The sequence below is a fragment of the Salinimicrobium sediminilitoris genome (genome assembly GCF_020866905.1).
In the GTDB taxonomy this organism is placed as follows: domain Bacteria; phylum Bacteroidota; class Bacteroidia; order Flavobacteriales; family Flavobacteriaceae; genus Salinimicrobium; species Salinimicrobium sediminilitoris.
This window is the reverse complement of the sequence record NZ_JAIVCC010000002.1, coordinates 373633-391806: the sequence shown is the minus strand read 5'-3', so window position 1 is coordinate 391806 and position 18174 is coordinate 373633. Positions and strand designations below refer to the sequence as shown.

Below are 18174 nucleotides of genomic sequence, written 5' to 3'. Positions count from 1 at the left end.
AACTATTGTCCTATTTCTTTTTTCTGCCAGGGCCATTTCCCCTCAAGTTCTACCTGCAATGAAAGACTTAAAAAGGTTCTGATTAATACAATTACCCCCAGGACCAGTACATTGTTCATTGTAGGCGCAGTGCTAACCGTAGCGATAATATCACCGGCGACCAAAAATTCCAGACCTAATAGAATGGCTTTTCCAAGATCATGGCGAAAAGTCCTGTAGGTACTGCCATCTTCATGTTGATCAAAGAAGTAGCGCCAAAGCGCAAAAAAGGGTCCTATAACCATTACCAGGACTCCTGCAACCTCAATAATCAATGCTGCCAGTTCTACATAATATTGTATAGTTTCATGCATGTTTTTTATCTTTTAAAAAATCTGTAACAAGGTAGCTCAAGGCCTTCCCGGTGGGATAAATGTCGTTTGCCACAGCTTCACAAATGTGAAGATAACAACAATTTCTTTCTTTTGCTGCTTCTTTTATTAGCTCTCTGGCTTCGTCAAGGGTAAGGCCAGAGGGGGAGACCGCACTGCTTGGGAAATTCGCAATGGCGTCACAATCCAGTTCCAGCCCAAATTTTTCTTCCCTTACAAAATCCAAATTGTCGCAAAATGCTGCTGTACGTTGCTTTTGCGAAAGCTCCTCCAGCAGGCTGTAATGAAATGCTTCGGAAGCATCCATGTCATTAAAAATATATTGCGCAGTATAATTACGGTGCAGCCCAAAAACAGAATACTTTTCTAAAAAGCCATTTTTGAGAGCATAGCTAAAACCATTTCCGCTGTGGCGATGTTCCAGTTTTCGTAGATCTGTATGTGCATCAATGTTCAGGACGTTGATGGGGTGACCAAAAGCTTCAGAGGCACCTTTAAGGTTTCCGCAGGCATTATTATGGCCGCCGCCAATGATGACGGGAAATTTCCCTGCAGAAATAACCTTTTTGACCACCTCACTTACTACGGAATCCAATTGCTCTACAAGATCCCCAAGCTTCCGGACGTAATTAGGATCTGAAACATCAATGTTCCCTGCCTTTTGCATTACTTCGGAAGTATTCAGTTCCCCAAGCAAAAGAATTTTTCTGGCGGAATTATACTTGTTTTCCTGCACATTGAGGAAAGCTTTCAGGAATTCCTGCCATGCATTTGAAGTACCCGGTTTACCATAATTTGCCCGGACCCCAACATCCTCAGGGATTCCAAAAATGACAAATTGAGCATCAGTTTTTTCCAGATCGTCAAGACCGGAGGCAACATTTATTTTTTCCCCCAGCTTGGTTTCTCCCGGCCTCTGGGAGATGAGTTTGTTGATTTGCTTTTCAGAATAGAACTTGAGCCCGCTCATCTAGACTTGTTTTCCGTTGATGTAAACCGAATGGATATGATTGGCACCAAAGGAGTAGGGCATGAATCCATAGGAGGGGATCTCATCTGTAAGGATAAGGTTTGCTGCCTTTCCTTTTGTGATGCTGCCATGTGTGTCGAGAATATCCATCGCATAAGCCGCGTTGATTGTAGCTGCATTGATGGCTTCTTCGGGATTTAATTTCATCTTGATACAGGCCAGGGAGATCACCAGGTTCATATTGCCATTTGGAGTACTTCCCGGGTTGTAATCTGTTGCAAGAGCGAGAGGTAATCCCGCCTCAATAATATCCCGCGCAGGGGTATAAGGTATTCCCAGGAAAAGAGAGCAGGAGGGAAGTGCCACAGGCATGGTTTCGCTGTCTTTCAAAACATCAAGATCGTCGGGCTCCATCACTTCCAGGTGATCTACAGAGAGGGCGTTGTGCTCTACCGCAGTTTTGATCCCGCCAATAGAATTGAACTGGTTGACGTGAATTTTTGGTTTGAGTCCATATTTTTGTCCCGCCTCCAGGACACGGTGGGTGTCTTCTACGCTGAAATAGCCTTTTTCACAGAAAATATCCACAAATTCTGCCAGCTTTTCTTCGGCGATCTTTGGCATCATTTCATTGATGAGCAGGTCAAGATAACCGTCCCTGTCATTTTTATATTCCGGTGGAATGGCATGAGCTCCCAAAAATGTCGCTTTAATGGGGAGATCGTAATTATCCTTTAATTTTTTTATAACCCTAAGCATCTTAAGTTCGGCTTCTGTGGTCAGGCCGTATCCCGATTTGATCTCAATGGCCGTGGTGCCCATTTTCATCACCTCCTCAAGCCGCTTTGCCGATTGCAGGTAAAGATCATCTTCAGGAGTTTCCTGAAGCTTTTTTGCCGAATTTAGGATACCTCCGCCTTTTTCAGCAATTTCTTCATAAGTGAAGCCGTTGATACGATCTATGAATTCCTGTTCTCTGTTTCCGGCGTAGACCAGGTGTGTATGGGAGTCGATCCAACCCGGCAAGAGGAACTTTCCGGAGGCATCAACTTCAGCTATTCCTTCAAAAGAGGGTAGATCCTGCATTTTTCCGAAGTCGGCAATTTTACCGTCCTCCACGAGTAACCAGGCGTTGTCAATCACAGGAAGCTCCTTCATTTCACTGCCTTTTAGAGGCTTGAGAGTTTCCTCCCGCACCTGTACGAGCTGTTTAATGTTCTTAAAGATGGTTTTCATATCGTAAAGATAGGAAAGTGTTGAGAATTTACAGGGCCTGCCAAAGAGGACCTTTGAAAATGCCACTTTTGGAGCCTCGTCTTTTCAGTATTTATTTTTAACTTGGGAAAGAAATTTTTCCAACAACTATGAATCAAAAAAAGCCAGGTCTTAACACCATTTGTACCCATGTGGGAGAGGTGAAGGACGAACAATTCAAGGGGGCTGTTTCCCCGTTATATATGTCAACTTCGTATGCTTATGAAGATGTAGAGGTGAAGCGGTATCCACGTTATTTCAACACTCCAAATCAACGGGGACTGGCCCAAAAAATGGCAGCCCTGGAACACGGGGAGGCTGCTCTTATCTTTGGAAGCGGAATGGCTGCAGTAAGCACCGCCCTTTTTGCCTTTTTACAAAAGGGGGACCATGTGGTGCTTCAAAGGACCCTGTATGGGGGAACGAGTAACCTGGTAGTGGAGGAATTTGAAAAATTCGGAATTGAATATTCCTTTGCAAATGACATCTCTGCCGAAGCTTTTGAAAAAGAGGTTCGGGACAATACAAAGGTCATTTACATTGAGACCCCGTCGAATCCGCTTTTGACCATTACAGATATAGAAGCTGTGGCGAAGCTCGCAAAGAAGCATGGGCTGGTGAGTATGATCGATAATACCTTTGCTTCGCCTGTTAACCAGAATCCTATTGATTTTGGTATTGATGTGGTGATACATTCAGCTACAAAATATATGGGCGGGCATAGCGATATCCTGGCGGGAACAGTGATCTCTACGGAAGAATATGTGGACAGGATCTTTCAGCTTGCAAAGAATTTTGGCGGCAGTCTAAGTGATTACACCGTATGGCTCCTGGAGCGCAGTCTTAAAACATTGGGATTAAGAGTAAAGGCGCAGAATGAAAACGCTCAAAAACTTGCTGAATTCCTTGAAGGAAATGAGCTGGTGAAAAAAGTTTACTATCCCGGTCTTTCTTCCCATGAAGGACATGAGCTGGCGAAAAAGCAAATGCACGGCTTTGGAGGGATGATGTCCTTTGAGCTGAAGGATCTAAATTCTCAAACCTTTATGAATTACCTAAGGCTTATCAAGCCTTCAATGAGCCTTGCGGGTGTAGAATCCACCATCCTGTCCCCAACCAAAACCTCTCACGGATTATTAACGCCCGAAGAAAGGGCAGAGCAGGGGATAAGTGACCACCTTATGAGATTTTCTGTAGGGATTGAGGAGCCCGAAGATCTTATTGCCGATATAGAACAGGCGCTGGAAGAGGCCCGTAAGGACATGCTGGACGTGAGGCTGTAGGAGTCGATTCAATAAGTGTTCAGTGTTCGGTGCTCAGTGATCAGATTGTTTGGGAATATTCGCGTATTCGTGGCTAATAAAAGAATCAAGAATCAAGAGGCAAGAGCCAAGACTGGTGTTCAGTGGTCGGTGTTCAGTAGTCAGAATTTTGGGAAATATAAAACTCTGGAGGAGCGACATTAAATGAGTGATCAGTGTTCAATGATCAGTATTCAGAAATTTTGGGAATCAAGATCCGGAGGAGCGCTATATTTATGGAATAATAAACGGAATTGCATACAGAGCTCCAGAGGAGCGGCATAGTTAAGCACAGAAAAGGAAATAAAAACTATGTGTGTATTTGTGGCTAAAAAAGAAACAAGAATCAAGAGGCAAGAGCCAAGACTGGTGTTCAGTGGTCAGTGTTCAGTAGTCAGAATTTTTGAAACATAAAATTCTGGAGGAGCGGCATAATTAAGTTGAAAACAATAAAAAATTATTCGTGTATTCGTGGCTAAAAAAAGAAAACAAGAAGAAGTGATCAGTATTCAGTGATCAGTTTTCAGATTATCTGAATAAGAAGCTCCGGAGGAGCGATATGTTTATAGCGGAAAATTATAAATTAAAAGAGCTCCAAAGGAGCGACACAATACAAAAAAAAATTATTCGTGTATTCGTGGGTCATTTTAACCACAGAATAGAAATTATAAAAAATGAAATTAGATATACTGGCCATTGGAGCCCATCCCGATGATGTAGAGTTAAGTTGCTCTGCGACGCTTGCTAAAGAAATTTCCCGCGGAAAAAAAGTTGGTGTTCTTGATCTTACCAGGGGAGAATTAGGAACCCGTGGTACGGCCGAAATAAGGGACCAGGAAGCTGCCGATGCTGCCAAGATACTTGGGCTTTCGATGCGTGAAAACCTCGAGTTTAGCGACGGATTCTTTGTAAACAATGTGGCACATCAACTGGAGATCATAAAAGTTCTTAGAAAATATAAGCCAGACCTGGTGCTGTGTAATGCCATTGATGACCGGCATATTGATCATGGTAAAGGTGCAAAACTGGTAGCCGATGCTTGTTTTTTAAGTGGTTTGAGAAAGATAGAAACCATTCTTGAAGGAAATTCCCAGCATGCCTGGCGCCCAAAGAATGTTTTTCACTACATTCAATGGAAGAATTTAACGCCAGATGTGGTGGTCGATGTCACCGGATTTATGGAGAAAAAGATGGAATCTGTAAAAGCTTATCGCTCTCAATTTTGGGATGAAGACAGCAAAGAACCCCAAACGCCAATCTCGAGCAGCAATTTCTTTGACAGCATCACCTACAGGGCCAGGGATTTAGGTCGTTTAATAGATGTGGAGTACGCCGAAGGGTATAACGTGAGCCGTCACGTAGCGGTAGATTCCCTGTTTGATCTTCTGTAAAAATTTGATTTTTTTCTTTTGTAAAAGAAAGGATTTATACTACATTTGCATCCGATTTAAATGGTGGTTGTAGCTCAGCTGGTTAGAGCGCTGGATTGTGGTTCCAGAGGTCGCCGGTTCGAACCCGGTCTTCCACCCAGAAAGCTTCTTGTGAAAACAAGGAGCTTTTTTTGTTTTAGGAGTTTCTTGTAGCAAGAATTGAGAGTGGTTGCCGGTAAAATAAAAAAAGACCTAACAGGTTGTGAAAACCTGTTAGGTCCGGATTCTTGAGTGAGTTCTATAAATACTACTCTGTAGCTTCTGTCGTTAGAGTAGGTTTATCAACATAAGGGCGAGTTTCCCTATTTGCTACTTCCCATGCCGTGAGGAATACCAGTTTGGCTCTTTTAGCCAGGAGGTCATATTCGATCTTGTCGGGAGTATCCGTAGGCTGGTGATAATCTTCATGTACCCCATTAAAATAGAAGATAATTGGAATATCATGCTTTGCAAAGTTGTAGTGATCACTACGGTAGTAGAACCTGTTAGGATCATTTTCATCATTATAGGTATAATCCAGGTTGAGGTTAAGGTATTTTTCGTTCACCTCTTCACTAAGTTCATGCAGCTCTGTACTTAATTTATCGCTTCCAATAAGATATACATAATCACCCGCAGTTTCCATGTCTGTTCCTATACGCCCAATCATATCTATATTCAGATTGGTCACGGTGTTAGCCAGAGGGAAAACCGGATTTTCTGAATAAAATTTTGATCCTACCAGGCCTTTTTCTTCTCCCGTGACATTCAGGAACAAGATAGAGCGCTTAGGAGCAAAACCATCTTCCTGTGCTTTTTTAAAAGCTTCGGCGATCTCGAGAATGGCAACAGTTCCCGACCCGTCATCATCGGCCCCGTTGTAGATGTTTCCTTCATCATCGATCCCTACGTGGTCATAATGAGAAGAGATCACCAGGACCTCTTCCGGCTTAGTGCTACCCTGGATATAGGCCAAAACATTTTCGGTATCATTCACAGTTCCGCGTGTAAAATAACTACCCGGTACCTCCTGGTAGTAATCATCCTCACCTAAGGGGGAATCAATATCAAGGCTCTGGTATTCTTTTTTCAGATATTCGGCGGCCAATTTTTGTCCGGGTTCTCCAGTTTCCCTACCCTGGAATTCATCACTGGCAAAAATGTAGAGGTGCTCCTTTAATTCTTCCGCAGTAATTGTATTTGCATATTCCATTGGATTGGCCTCCGAAACGTCTCCTGGCTGTTGCGCCTTACATCCTACAAGGCTTACTGCAAGGGATAACAAAAATAATTTTTTCATGTTTTAATTTCAGTTTTATGATAAGAACGGCAAGATAATAGTTTTAAAGGAATTCTGTTTTAAAAGCCTTTGGGCGTTGATTTTTATAAAAGATTTCGAGGTCCTTAATAGATAATAAAACAGATTTGTCGTATTTTTAAGTACATGATGTAAATCTTTATACCAATGAAAAATGCCGTCCCCGTTTCCGAGATTATGACCAAAAATATTTTGAGACTGTCTTTGTCTGATAATTTATCTACAGCTGAATCTCTAATGAAGAAAAACCACATAAGACACCTTCCGGTAGTTGAGAAGGAACACATTGTGGGCATGGTAAGCCTTAATGACCTGCTAAGAATTTCTTTTGCCGATGCGGTAAATGTGGAAGATGAGGAGGTTGAAACTTCTGTTTATGACATGTTTACCATTGAACAGGTCATGACGAGGAAGGTAGAATATATTTCTTCTAAAAGTACAGTAGATGAAGTAGCCAGATTATTCCTTAACTATGAATTTCATGCCTTGCCTGTAGTGGATGATGACTGCCTTACCGGAATAGTTACTACTACAGATATAATAAGATTTTTTCTGCAAAATTCATCCAATGCATGAATTGGGACAAACAAAAAAGTGAGAAGAGTAATGTAGGGGGGTACGCTTCTCACTTGTAGTGCCTTTACAGGCAAATTTCTTTACTTCAAAATAACTCATTTCTATCAATAAAAGTATCCGATAAATCGCGGTTTAACCTCCATTTAACAGTACATGTAGGAACTTTCCACCAAAATTGAGACTTACATTTGCCCTATTAATTAGTAGAAGAAAAATTTGAGCCCCTTCTAGTTTTTTTTGGTTATACGATTCGGGTCAAGTTTTGCTGTTTTTCTTTAAACTTTGGGGAGCGGGTTTTTCATGCAGAATCTTTTTTCCGGTTCTTTGTATTGCTTTAACTTCTTTTGCTTTAGGGAGGATGATAAGAGAAAATAAAGCCCGGGGCAAATATATATTACTCAAGCATCCCTATTCTTCAAATAAATATTATCCGAATAAAAGCAAGTCGGCAACATGAAACCTCTTCCTGCCAAAAGCAATACTGCAGAAATATTATTGGCATGACCAGGTTCGGAAAGGAAAAGAGAGGGTTAAATAAGACTTCAGATAGAAAAAAATGAGCCAGGATCTTCAATGCCTTAGTTGGAGTTTTTCCCAGAAAGGAGGAGGATGAGGATATGAAAAGTTGAGATTCAAGATATTAACGGGACAGGGGTTCATCAGTGAAGTCGGATCTATTTCTCCACCTGAATTTCTCTCTTTAAAAAAATCCTTTTTTTAGGTTTTATTTTAAAAAAGCTTTTTATATTTGCACCCGCAATGGAGGAATGGCAGAGTGGTCGATTGCGGCAGTCTTGAAAACTGTTGAGGGTAACACCTCCGGGGGTTCGAATCCCTCTTCCTCCGCTGAAAAGTCCGTAAACGCACTGTTTACGGGCTTTTTCATTTTTCATAATTTCAAATAATTTCAAATAATTTCAAATAATTTCATCTAATATCATTCTTCGCGGTGAACGATTCGGAGGCAATAAGGCCATGAAATTGAGTGACACCTTTATGATGAATATTTCTACAAAAAAGGATGCAAAAATTCTTAACCGTTACCTGAATAAAAAGAAAATGATCTGTATATGGCACATCAGAACCTCTTAGAAAAAGAGAAATTTTTTACGGCCAGAGATCTGATTGACTATTCTCTAAGAAAGGATGTAAAAGACTCTACACCAAAACAGGTTTTAGAAATTTTCGAGGAACATAACGCAAAGGTCAACAGCCTTATAGGTGATATTCCTGTCCAACGGAGAGATCACAGATTTATTTCGGGTTTTGAATACTATCTTAAAACTGAAAGGAAATGTAACCACAATTCAGCTAAGAAGTATATTGTGAATTTTGCAAAAATCATCCGCATTGCATTTGCGAATGAGTGGATTTCCAGGGACCCTTTTCGAACTGGAAAGGAACTTTAAAAATTGTTGACCGGGAATTCCTTACGCAGGAATTGAAGGGGCGGAAAAATTTTGCTGGATTTTTATCCCAAATTTTTAGATGATAATCAGCGATTCACGCTATTCTTCAATCATGACGATATTTGTGTAAAGAAGGAGGGACAACTTACTTTTATCCCATCTATGGCCAAACATAGTAAAACTTCTTGAGATTCCAGAACGATTCTTTGAAGACATTTTATGTTGCTGATTAGTAGGAGGTCTTGTAAATTGCAGTGTTATTGAAAATATTTAAATGAAATCAAATAAAGAGGTTCTAACAGCTGCTGAGGTTGTTATGTTAATTATAAAAAATGAAGGAGAGTTGGAGGATGATTTAGAATACCCTGCGGAGTTTTCTGAAGCTTACAGGCTTCTTCTGGCTTTAGAGGTAATTCAGTTAGTAGAGGAAAAATTTCTTCCCTCAATAAATTTCGACGCTGCACATCGTATAGGTGTGCAAAAGTTTTTAGAGAGTGAAAATTATAAAAAGGAGACATTAGAGAGGCGACGCAGTCAAAATAAAAATGTTCGTGTGGCTGTTTTTTCAAGTGCAGCAGTTGCTATAGCGGGATATTTCATTAAGAGAGCAAAAGCAAATACCCGATCATAATTATTTACGGTTTTTATTTTTTAATGGTCCTCTACGACCGACTTTTTTGGCAGCATCTGGAAGAAAATTGCCTTCTTCTTAGAATAATTTTTCCCTACCAATATTACAAGAGCAATTCCGGAACCCACTAATAAATTCGTCAGGGTTTGGGTGCTTTCTCCCAATAAAGCTAACATTAACATTAGAGGAGTTATGCCTGCAATACAGGCTAAACTGAATTTCCAATAGTCCATTTTCACCATTCCGCTAACCAGGCTCACAACATCATTTGACAGAAAAGGGATTTAGCCGTGTAATAAAAATAATCCAAAAGCCGTATCTCTCAGGAAAAATTGTAGTTCTGGACCTTGCTGTATTTCCTTTTATCTTTTCTACCGTAAATGGACCAAACACCGGGTCTATGAATTAACCTGCCGATGAAGCCGCATAATTAGAGCAGGTCACATATAGAATAAGCCTTATTCTTGGAGATGTTTTCCTTGAAGTATTTAGAAATAATTTGATAAGTGGCCCGTATGAAAAATGAAGAATGGATGCGTTTATAGAAGGATAGATCGGGGTTTGAAAAAACTGAAAGATTTACTAACTTACTAAGAATATAAAAAGATCAATATGAAGTGTCCGAATGATAATACCACCTTAGTTATGACTGATCGTAATGGTGTAGAAATTGATTATTGTCCAGAATGCCGGGGAGTCTGGCTGGACAGGGGAGAACTGGATAAGATCATTGAACGATCCTCAACTCCTGTACAAGGTCAAGCTCCGCAACACCGTGGTGATAGATATTCAAATACAGGAGAAAATAAATACAACAAACCGCGAAAAAAAGATTCTTTTCTTGGGGATTTATTTGATTTCTAGCTTGAACTTAATTGCTCATATTTAGCTATTCTAAAATTATATTTTTAGAATAGCTAAATTTTTTTCAATTTAAAGGATCATTACTTTATTACTGCCAATCGTAGATTTTCCAGCTCTCATTTTTAGTGCTTCAAAATTGGAAGATGCAGCTTCTAATATAGATGTCGTCCTTTCTATTCTTATTAAAGTTATCGGTCTTACAAAAGTAGCATTTGTGCAATCAGCGCCGGAACTTGTAGTAAATTTAATGGCAGCCGTTCTGAAAAATACCTTTTTTAAGAGTACTATTTTGACATAATAATCTTTATCTCCCAAAAATTATAAGTTTATTCTTTAGATAGGAGAGCTTAATTGTAAGAGGTATGAAAAAAGATTTTAACTTTTTTTAGGAGGAACAATTTTTGTGGATATTTGCATGAATTTTCTAATTCATAGGAATGAAAGACAGTGATAATGATAGTTCCCCTGTAAGAAGCGGTGGTAATATTAAAAAATACAGCTTTTCTAGTACAAAGGTTATAACCTCTCCTATCTTGAATCGGAGCATATTTTCAAGATCCACCTTCCTTATTAATCCATTCTGATGGCACTTCTCCTAACTTACCTTTTTATTGCATTATTTACTTCATTTCTTTGTTCTATTGCTGAAGCGGCTTTGCTTTCCACACCTATCTCCTATGTAAAGGCTAAAATGGAATTTGGCAGTAAAACCGCAGAAAATTTTCTTGCCTTAAAAGAAGATGTTGACAGGCCGCTTTCGGCAATTCTTTCTTTGACCACTGTAGCTCACACAGTCGGTGCTGCAGGGGTAGGAGCCCAGGCAACGATCGTTTTTGGAGAAGCTTATTTTGGTATTGTTTCTGCAATTCTTACCATTTTGATCCTGGTGTTTACCGAGATTATTCCTAAAACTTTAGGTGCAAATTTTAGCAGGGAATTAATGGGCTTCACCACTAAGACTATTCGAGTAATGATCGTGTTGACATATCCTTTAGTAATTATGTCAATGTTCCTCACTAAATTTTTATCCAGGAAAGAAAAAGAATTTACCACCAGCAGGGAAGAAATTTCTGCTTTGGCTTCCATAGGAACAGAAGAGGGGATTTTTGTAGACAAAGAGAACAAGATAATCCAAAACTTAATTAGATTGAAATCTATTCGTATTTCTGAAATTTTAACCCCCCGAATAGTTGTGGTTGTTGCCAATGAAGATATGACTCTTCAGGAATTTCTGATTAATAAAGAATTTTTACACTTCTCTCGTATTCCTGTTTATCATGACAGCAGAGATAATATTACAGGATATGTTTTCAGAGAAATGGTTTTTGAAAAGTTAGCAGAGGATCAATTTCATCTAAGACTTAAGGATATCAAAAGGAATATTTCCACCTTTGCAGAAACAGATACACTGTTCGGGGTTTGGGAGGAATTATTGAAGAGGAAGGAGCAGATTTCTTTAGTCGTAGACGAATACGGAGGAATGGATGGTATTGTCACTTTGGAGGATATTATTGAAACCCTGTTGGGCTTCGAAATTGTCGATGAAAAAGATAGAGTAGAGGATATGCAGCAGTACGCTATGGAGCGTTGGAAAGCAAGACAGAAGAAGTATAAACTTCTTAACGATGATTTCAAGAAGCCGGAATAGAATACAAGCTTTTGAAGAAAGTTAAATTAATTGACTATTGATTTTTTCAAGTAGAATTTCTATATCAAAGGACTTAGACAGGAAGTCATTTGCAGCACCTTTAGCTCCTACGGCGTTTTCATGAGCGGACATAAGGATCACCGAAATCTCGGAAATTTCTTTCTTTTATTTTAGTTTTTTGCTTAGAGCAGCTCCATTTCCATCAGGCAACATGATATGTAATAAATACAAATCAGGTTGTTGTTTCCCTCTTCAAAAGATCTTATGGTAGAGAATGCCTTAACAGAAAACCCCTTATTCGAAAGTAAGAATTCTAATAATTCTCTTATTCCCTGGTCATTTTCTACTATATAAAAATTTTCTTTTTTGTTTTTTCTGTGCCTATTTATTCATAGCTCCTAAATATTCGCTAAGACTTTGAAGTTTAGCAGGTGCTGTTCAAAATCATTTTTGGATTCCTAAAATTATTTAATTCATCCTGGTTCTTATTAATAATAGGTTTTATAATGAGTTTACCTTTCCTAAGAACATTCCCCTTGCCAATTTGAAGATTTAAGAGTGAGAAGGCGGAATAACCCCAAAGGGTTTTTAAAAAAAGCATCAAGAAAGACTTCTGTTAACATTCTTGGTACTCCCAGGGGCTTTATCTGTCATTCTATAATATTCAGTAACTTTAAAAAAAAGATTTTCATGGAATTACTCATTCTTTATGCCTTTTTATCCATTTTCTTTTCCTTTCTCTGTTCTATTCTCGAGGCCGCTTTGTTGAGTTTTACCCCTTCCTATATAAAAGTAAAGAAACAGGAGGGAAAGAAATTTGCAGATACACTCGCTAAATTTAAAAAAGATATTGACCGGCCATTGATTGCTATATTAACCGTTAACACCATTGCTCACACTGTAGGGGCTATAATGGTAGGAGTGCAGGCAGAAACGGCTTTTGGGGATGGGACAAATGCTGTGGGCATAGTTTCAGCGGTTATGACAATTGCAATCCTTGTTCTCTCGGAAATCATTCCCAAAACTATTGGTGCTACCTATTGGCAGAGCCTTGGAGGATTTACGGCTAAAACATTAAATTTATTGATCTTCCCCTTGAAATATACTGGAATCCTCTGGTTGATGATGCTCACTACAAAAATGGTAGGAAAATCGGCTCATGTAAGCACTATGAGTAGAGAAGAGTTTATAGCAATAGCAGATGTTGCCGGAGAAGAAGGTGTTTTTGAGGAAAATGAGACGACAATTATAAAAAATCTTTTATTGTTTAGATCAATTGAGGCTAAGGATGTGATGACTCCTTTTTCTGTTGCCAAGATCGAAGATGAAGATATAAAAATTGAAGATTTTTTTAAAGCTAATAGAAATCTCAAATTTTCCAGAATTCCTATTTATAAAGGAACACCCAATAACATTACAGGGTTCTTTTTAAAAGATGACCTTTTGGAAGAAATGATAGATGAGAAAGGGCCTGAACCGTTAAAATCTCTGCGTCGGGATCTTCCTGCTATTGCGGCTGAAATTCCCATACCCGATCTTTTTGACAATTTTATAAAAAAACGTGCTCACATCGCTATGGTCGTCGATGAATATGGGAATACAATTGGATTAGTTACTATGGAGGATATTATTGAAACCCTTCTTGGCCTGGAAATTATGGATGAAAGTGATAGTGTGGAAGATATGCAAAAGCTGGCAAGGAAAAAATGGGAAGAACGTGCGAAGAGAATGGGAATCTTAACCCTGGATCAAGAGGATTGAACACCAGGTGAGATGTTGAATTAATGACTAAGACCTTTTAGTTGGATAGGAGGGCGGTAAGCTTCTCCTAATTTCTTTTTTGTGCAGATAGCCACATTCACCGGAAAAACATACGAGATAGAAATTTCCGATGATATCAATCACCTGTAGGCTAGTTTGTTTTTCTAGTATTATAATCTTTTCTCCTTGTTTGGATGGTTCCTTTCTAAGAGTTGCTCCCTCTAAAGCATAGGCACGTATTGGCCCCGAGAGGTCCTTAATCGGAAACTCTGCTATTTTACCATTAATCGTACTCAGGGAATCTTGAAGAATATCTATTTCTTGTCTTATCCCTTGACGTTTTTCCTCAAGCTCTTTTAAACTAGATGTTTGGGAATGTAGCTGGGCAGAGAACAGAATTAAAAGAAGTAGAAGTAGTTTCATGCTTATATTTGCTAGTTTGATAATCAAAAACTTTGCCACCAACAATTCCAGGTGTCCAATATCTAAATAGACTTTAACAACCTTCAAAAACTGGAAATACCAAATTAGAATTAACCTGTGGGAGACATGTAAAAAGGGTAAGTGAGAAATGGGTGTAGTGAGCGAAAGTACTGTTTTAGGAATTGATATTATTTCACCCACCATTCCCGAAAGGCAAATTCGTATACTTCAGCTCCTTTAACAAATTTTTTTCAGTATTTGATAGGGGGTTTTCTAATTTAGTTTTTTAAACGCCCCCCTATGAAGTTTTTCCTACCGTTTATTTTGTTATTTATAGCTACCTGGACCTCCCTTTCACAGGAAGTTCAAAATTTAGAAAACTTCCCTGATCAAAATGAGAAGCTGCACAGTTTTTATCTTATCGGAGACCTGGGTGCAGACTCCTCTGCTGATTCCTTTCCTACGCTTTCCGCCTTAGGTGAACTTCTGCAATCCCGGGAGGAGATGGATGTCAAAGGGAAAAAATCTTTAATTTTCTTAGGAGACAATGCTACGAGAGAGTTGGAGTTAAAATGGCATGGGGCACTGAACAAGTTAGAGAATAGAACAGAAATGTCGGTTTTTGTTCCGGGGGAGAATGAATGGACGTTGGGTATCGATGGATTGAAAGAGATAGAAAATGACCTGGAGGATGTTTTGGTGAAGGATAAGCTGGTGATTCCCAATCCCGGATGTGCTTTTAAATTTGTGGATATATCTAAGGATGTACATCTAATTGTACTGGACTCTCAGTGGTTCCTGGAGGATTGGGATGAGCATCCATTGATCAATGACGATTGTCCGGAAATAAAATCCAGGGCGGCGTTCTTTGAAGAATTTGAGACGGAATTAAAGAAAAACCAAAATAAGACTACTATAGTTGCTCTCCACCATCCTCTAATTTCTAACGGTATTCACGGCGGGAGGTTTGGATGGTCATCTTATTTAAACCCGGAGGAAAAGAAGTTGCCCATTCCTGTTGTGGGGCAGATCATGAACTTACTAAGAACCAGTGGAGGAACCTCTTACCAGGATAGTAACAACCCTTTATATTCTTCATTTGTGGATCGAATTGAAACCATTGCCAATAAGTGGGGAAGAGTTGTATTTGTATCGGGTCATGACCATTCACTGCAATATCTTGAAAAAGATCACCTCAGGCAGATAGTATCAGGATCTGGCGCCAAAAGCTCGTACGTAAGGAGTGGAGGGAATGGACTATTCTCAGAAGATTTGAGAGGTTTTGCTGTTTTGGATGTTTTTCAAGATGGCTCTTCCCAGGTAAGGTTTTATCGAGGAAAGACTGGAGAACCTAAGCTTCTATATCATAAAGAATTATTTCCACATCTTCCTGAGTACTCTACAGATACTCTCTCTAAAAGTTTTCCTTTAACAATCAAAGCATCTGTCTATAACCCCGGGGAAACAGAAAAAACCGGTTTTTATAAAACCCTTTGGGGGGAAAGGTACAGGCGGTTGTATGAGAAGCAGATCGAAGTTCCCGTCGCAGATCTTGATACCTTATATGGAGGTTTAACCGCGATGAGAATGGGAGGAGGTAACCAAACAAACTCTGTAAGAGTTAAGGATAGTCTTAATAGAGAATATAATTTCAGGATGTTGCGCAAAGATGCAGTTCAATTCTTGCAGGCAACGGCATATAAAGACAAGGTAATAGAAAAGGCTTTTGAAGATACTTTTGCAGAGGAAATGATACAGGATTTTTATACGGCCTCCCATCCCTTTGCTTTTTTAGCTGTTCCTACTCTGGCCGATGCGGTAGGGGTGCTTCATACTAATCCCGAAATTTATTATTTGCCCAGGCAGCAGGCTTTAGGGGACTATAATTCCGCACATGGAGATGAAATATATATGATCGAGGAAAGGCCGGAGGAAAATTGGCTGGGGCATGAGAGTTTTGGTTCGCCAAATCATGATATCCAGAGCACTGCCGGAATGTTCGATCGCTTGAGAAGAGATGAAAAATATAAACTTGATGAAGAGGCATATATCAGAGCGAGGATCTTTGATATGCTGATAGGGGATTGGGACAGGCATAATGATCAATGGCGGTGGGCAGAGATCGAACAGGAAAATGGAGGTAGGATTTTCAAACCTATTCCGAGGGACAGAGATCAGGTTTTCTCGAACTTTGACGGTTCTGTGTTCAATAACCTACGTGGAATAATTGGCTTTTTAAATCAATTTGGCAGATATGATGAGGATATAGCAGATGTAGAATGGTTCAATAGATCTGCAGCAAATCTGGATCGCGCTCTTGTTCAGAATAGTGGAAGAGAGGAATGGCTGGAGCAGGCAAAAATAATCCAGAATAATATGACAGACCAGGTGATAGCTGAAGCTTTTGAAAGGCTCCCTAAAGAAGCACAAGGTGAAACTACAGAGGAAATAATTCGTAAGCTAAAAGGCAGGACTGCCAACCTTGTGGATATTGTCGAACGGTATTACGAAATACTTGCGGAATTGGCAATTATGACAGGAACAGACAAAGATGAATATATAGATGTTAAAAGATTACCCGATGGAAATACGCAGGTAATAATTTACCGAAATAAGAATGGTGAGAGAGATGAAATAGTCAATCAGAAAATTTTCAGGAAAGATGAGACAAAGGAGGTCTGGGTTTATGGATTGGATGACGAAGATGAATTTTCGGTAGACGGAACCGGGCCTGCTGAAATTGACGTGAAGCTTATTGGCGGGCAAAATAACGATACTTATAAATTAGAACGAGGTGACAAGATCAAGGTATACGACTACAGATCAAAATCTAATAAGATTGAGGAGAATTCAGGAGGAACAGTTTTTTTAACAGATAACTATGATATTAATGTGTTCAATAAGAATTTAAAGATATCAGACAAAAACAGCCTACTACCATTTGTTGGTTTTAATCCCGATGATGGGATCATCCTGGGCTTCAGGAATACCTATACAGTAAATAACCTGGTACGTAAACCCTTTACCTCAAGACATGAAATTGGTGGGGAATATTTTTTTGCCACTCATGGATTCGAAGTTTCATACCGGGGAGAATTTGCACATGCCGAAAGAAAGTTCAACTTGACTGTGGGAGCATATTTTTCAAGCCCGAGGAATACTACGAATTACTTTGGCATCGGGAATGAAACTCCAAATTTTACTGAGGAACTGTCAAAAGACTACAACCGTGTTCGCGTGAGTGCTTTAGGCGGGGAAGTTGGATTAATAAGAAGAAGCCCCTATGGTAGTCGTTTTTCGGTTAAAGCTTTAGTTGAAGGTTTAGAAGTAGAGAATACTCCTGATCGAGTGATAACAGATGTCTTTAAAGAGGGTCATGAGATCTTTAGTAGGAATTATTTTGGGGGAATAGAAGGGAACTACAGCTATGTTAGTTTGAATAGTAGAACAAACCCTTCTAAGGGTTTAACAATAGATTTAAATTTTGGAGGTAAAACAGAATTCCAGGATGTATCCCAGACCTTTCTTTTTGTAAATCCTTTCCTTGAGCTATTTACTCCTCTAACAGCAGATGAAAAATTAGTCTTAAATCCTCGCGTGATGGCAGAACTCAACTTTCTGGATAATTTTAGGTTCTACCATGCTGCGACATTGGGAGGGGATAATGGACTTAGAAGTTTTCGTCATGAAAGATTTACCGGGACAAAAGCTTTTGCCGCCGGTTCTGATCTGAGGTACTCCTTCAATACCATCAGGAATAATTTTTTGCCTGTACAAATTGGAATATTAGGAGGGTATGATTTAGGTCGGGTGTGGGCACAGAATCATGACAGTACGGTTTGGCATCAAAGTTATGGAGGAGGATTATGGATTACTATGGCCAGGGCAGCTGCAGCTGAATTAAGTCTATTTCACGGTGTGGAAGGATTTCGATTTTCATTTGGATTCAGATTTGGCCTTTAATTTTAAAGGAATTTCTTCGCTTCATTAATTTTTCGTTAAACAACTCCTTATATTTTTTGTTTCCATATATTTTCTTTTGATTTCTGTAGGTTTGAAATGATTATTTCAAGAACTATTATTCCAGTTATTTCAAAATTATAGTCTTTATCTCTCCTCTTATTTTGTAATAATTTTGCCAGGACCAAAGTCACACAGGATGTAGGAAAAAAGTATCAAAAATGAGGAAAACCGTAATTTTTATCTTTAAATTAACATTAGATTAGCTGCATCTGTTGG

At 39.3% G+C, this 18174-nt stretch carries 15 protein-coding genes and 2 tRNA genes; 11 read left to right on the top strand and 6 right to left on the bottom strand.

Annotated elements, in window-relative coordinates; all coding sequences use genetic code 11:
- Positions 1–2: 2 nt before the first annotated feature.
- From LA313_RS03495 to hutI, 3 genes are read right to left on the bottom strand one after another with little or no spacing between them, the layout of a single operon-like run.
- On the bottom strand, positions 3–353 hold the full coding sequence (locus LA313_RS03495) for a DUF1622 domain-containing protein (RefSeq protein ID WP_228913234.1): 351 nt from the start codon (positions 351–353) through the stop codon (positions 3–5).
- Positions 346–1341 (bottom strand): formimidoylglutamase, encoded by a 996-nt coding sequence (locus tag LA313_RS03490; RefSeq protein ID WP_228913232.1) that lies wholly within the window; start codon positions 1339–1341, stop codon positions 346–348. Before LA313_RS03490 ends, LA313_RS03495 begins: the two co-directional genes overlap by 8 nt.
- Positions 1342–2577 carry an imidazolonepropionase gene (hutI, locus tag LA313_RS03485; protein WP_228913230.1) on the bottom strand — a complete coding sequence of 412 codons (1236 nt, stop codon included), beginning with the start codon at positions 2575–2577 and terminating at the stop codon, positions 1342–1344. It lies immediately after the preceding gene.
- A 128-nt stretch (positions 2578–2705) separates the two neighbouring features.
- On the opposite strand from hutI, the gene LA313_RS03480 reads away from it, so the two are divergent.
- From LA313_RS03480 to LA313_RS03470, 3 genes are all read left to right on the top strand, one after another.
- The gene (locus tag LA313_RS03480; RefSeq protein ID WP_228913228.1) at positions 2706–3878 is read left to right on the top strand and encodes a trans-sulfuration enzyme family protein; all 1173 of its coding nucleotides are present in this window, start codon (positions 2706–2708) and stop codon (positions 3876–3878) included.
- 692 nt (positions 3879–4570) lie between these two features.
- Positions 4571–5287 carry a bacillithiol biosynthesis deacetylase BshB1 gene (gene bshB1, locus LA313_RS03475; RefSeq protein WP_228913225.1) on the top strand — a complete coding sequence of 239 codons (717 nt, stop codon included), beginning with the start codon at positions 4571–4573 and terminating at the stop codon, positions 5285–5287.
- Positions 5288–5349: 62 nt separating this feature from the next.
- Positions 5350–5425: transfer RNA gene (locus tag LA313_RS03470), tRNA-His, on the top strand.
- Positions 5426–5573: 148 nt separating this feature from the next.
- Here LA313_RS03470 and LA313_RS03465 read toward each other — a convergent pair.
- Complete coding sequence (locus tag LA313_RS03465) at positions 5574–6605, bottom strand: M28 family metallopeptidase (protein ID WP_228913224.1); 1032 nt, start codon at positions 6603–6605, stop codon at positions 5574–5576.
- Positions 6606–6770: 165 nt separating this feature from the next.
- Between LA313_RS03465 and LA313_RS03460 the strand changes: the two genes are divergently transcribed.
- From LA313_RS03460 to LA313_RS03440, 5 genes are all read left to right on the top strand, one after another.
- Complete coding sequence (locus LA313_RS03460) at positions 6771–7199, top strand: CBS domain-containing protein (RefSeq protein WP_228913222.1); 429 nt, start codon at positions 6771–6773, stop codon at positions 7197–7199.
- Positions 7200–7960: 761 nt separating this feature from the next.
- Positions 7961–8045 (top strand) — tRNA-Ser (locus LA313_RS03455).
- A 224-nt stretch (positions 8046–8269) separates the two neighbouring features.
- Positions 8270–8608, top strand: a complete 339-nt coding sequence (locus LA313_RS03450) for a phage integrase SAM-like domain-containing protein (RefSeq protein WP_228913219.1) — start codon at positions 8270–8272, stop codon at positions 8606–8608.
- Between the two features lie 274 nt (positions 8609–8882).
- Complete coding sequence (locus tag LA313_RS03445) at positions 8883–9239, top strand: hypothetical protein (protein ID WP_228913218.1); 357 nt, start codon at positions 8883–8885, stop codon at positions 9237–9239.
- A 612-nt stretch (positions 9240–9851) separates the two neighbouring features.
- A complete protein-coding gene (locus LA313_RS03440; RefSeq protein ID WP_228913217.1) occupies positions 9852–10103 on the top strand; it encodes a TFIIB-type zinc ribbon-containing protein in 252 nt (83 codons plus the stop codon).
- Between the two features lie 69 nt (positions 10104–10172).
- On the opposite strand, the gene LA313_RS16470 is transcribed toward LA313_RS03440, so the two are convergent.
- Positions 10173–10418 (bottom strand): hypothetical protein, encoded by a 246-nt coding sequence (locus tag LA313_RS16470; protein WP_228913216.1) that lies wholly within the window; start codon positions 10416–10418, stop codon positions 10173–10175.
- Between the two features lie 268 nt (positions 10419–10686).
- Here LA313_RS16470 and LA313_RS03430 point away from each other — a divergent pair, with 268 nt between their 5' ends.
- Complete coding sequence (locus LA313_RS03430; RefSeq protein WP_228913215.1) at positions 10687–11751, top strand: CNNM domain-containing protein; 1065 nt, start codon at positions 10687–10689, stop codon at positions 11749–11751.
- Between the two features lie 690 nt (positions 11752–12441).
- Positions 12442–13512, top strand: a complete 1071-nt coding sequence (locus LA313_RS03425; RefSeq protein WP_228913214.1) for a CNNM domain-containing protein — start codon at positions 12442–12444, stop codon at positions 13510–13512.
- A gap of 27 nt (positions 13513–13539) precedes the next feature.
- Here the strand turns inward: LA313_RS03425 and LA313_RS03420 are convergent, their stop codons facing one another.
- The gene (locus LA313_RS03420) at positions 13540–13935 is read right to left on the bottom strand and encodes an SH3 domain-containing protein (protein WP_228913213.1); all 396 of its coding nucleotides are present in this window, start codon (positions 13933–13935) and stop codon (positions 13540–13542) included.
- A 300-nt stretch (positions 13936–14235) separates the two neighbouring features.
- Here LA313_RS03420 and LA313_RS03415 point away from each other — a divergent pair, with 300 nt between their 5' ends.
- Positions 14236–17898 (top strand): phosphoesterase, encoded by a 3663-nt coding sequence (locus LA313_RS03415; RefSeq protein ID WP_228913212.1) that lies wholly within the window; start codon positions 14236–14238, stop codon positions 17896–17898.
- The last annotated feature ends 276 nt before the right edge of the window (positions 17899–18174 follow it).

Coding starts and splice junctions, on each gene's coding strand:
- LA313_RS03495 (WP_228913234.1), bottom strand. CDS start 353: ATGCATGAAACTATACAATATTATGTAGAACTGGCAGCATTGATTATT.
- LA313_RS03490 (WP_228913232.1), bottom strand. CDS start 1,341: ATGAGCGGGCTCAAGTTCTATTCTGAAAAGCAAATCAACAAACTCATC.
- hutI (WP_228913230.1), bottom strand. CDS start 2,577: ATGAAAACCATCTTTAAGAACATTAAACAGCTCGTACAGGTGCGGGAG.
- LA313_RS03480 (WP_228913228.1), top strand. CDS start 2,706: ATGAATCAAAAAAAGCCAGGTCTTAACACCATTTGTACCCATGTGGGA.
- bshB1 (WP_228913225.1), top strand. CDS start 4,571: ATGAAATTAGATATACTGGCCATTGGAGCCCATCCCGATGATGTAGAG.
- LA313_RS03465 (WP_228913224.1), bottom strand. CDS start 6,605: ATGAAAAAATTATTTTTGTTATCCCTTGCAGTAAGCCTTGTAGGATGT.
- LA313_RS03460 (WP_228913222.1), top strand. CDS start 6,771: ATGAAAAATGCCGTCCCCGTTTCCGAGATTATGACCAAAAATATTTTG.
- LA313_RS03450 (WP_228913219.1), top strand. CDS start 8,270: ATGGCACATCAGAACCTCTTAGAAAAAGAGAAATTTTTTACGGCCAGA.
- LA313_RS03445 (WP_228913218.1), top strand. CDS start 8,883: ATGAAATCAAATAAAGAGGTTCTAACAGCTGCTGAGGTTGTTATGTTA.
- LA313_RS03440 (WP_228913217.1), top strand. CDS start 9,852: ATGAAGTGTCCGAATGATAATACCACCTTAGTTATGACTGATCGTAAT.
- LA313_RS03430 (WP_228913215.1), top strand. CDS start 10,687: ATGGCACTTCTCCTAACTTACCTTTTTATTGCATTATTTACTTCATTT.
- LA313_RS03425 (WP_228913214.1), top strand. CDS start 12,442: ATGGAATTACTCATTCTTTATGCCTTTTTATCCATTTTCTTTTCCTTT.
- LA313_RS03420 (WP_228913213.1), bottom strand. CDS start 13,935: ATGAAACTACTTCTACTTCTTTTAATTCTGTTCTCTGCCCAGCTACAT.
- LA313_RS03415 (WP_228913212.1), top strand. CDS start 14,236: ATGAAGTTTTTCCTACCGTTTATTTTGTTATTTATAGCTACCTGGACC.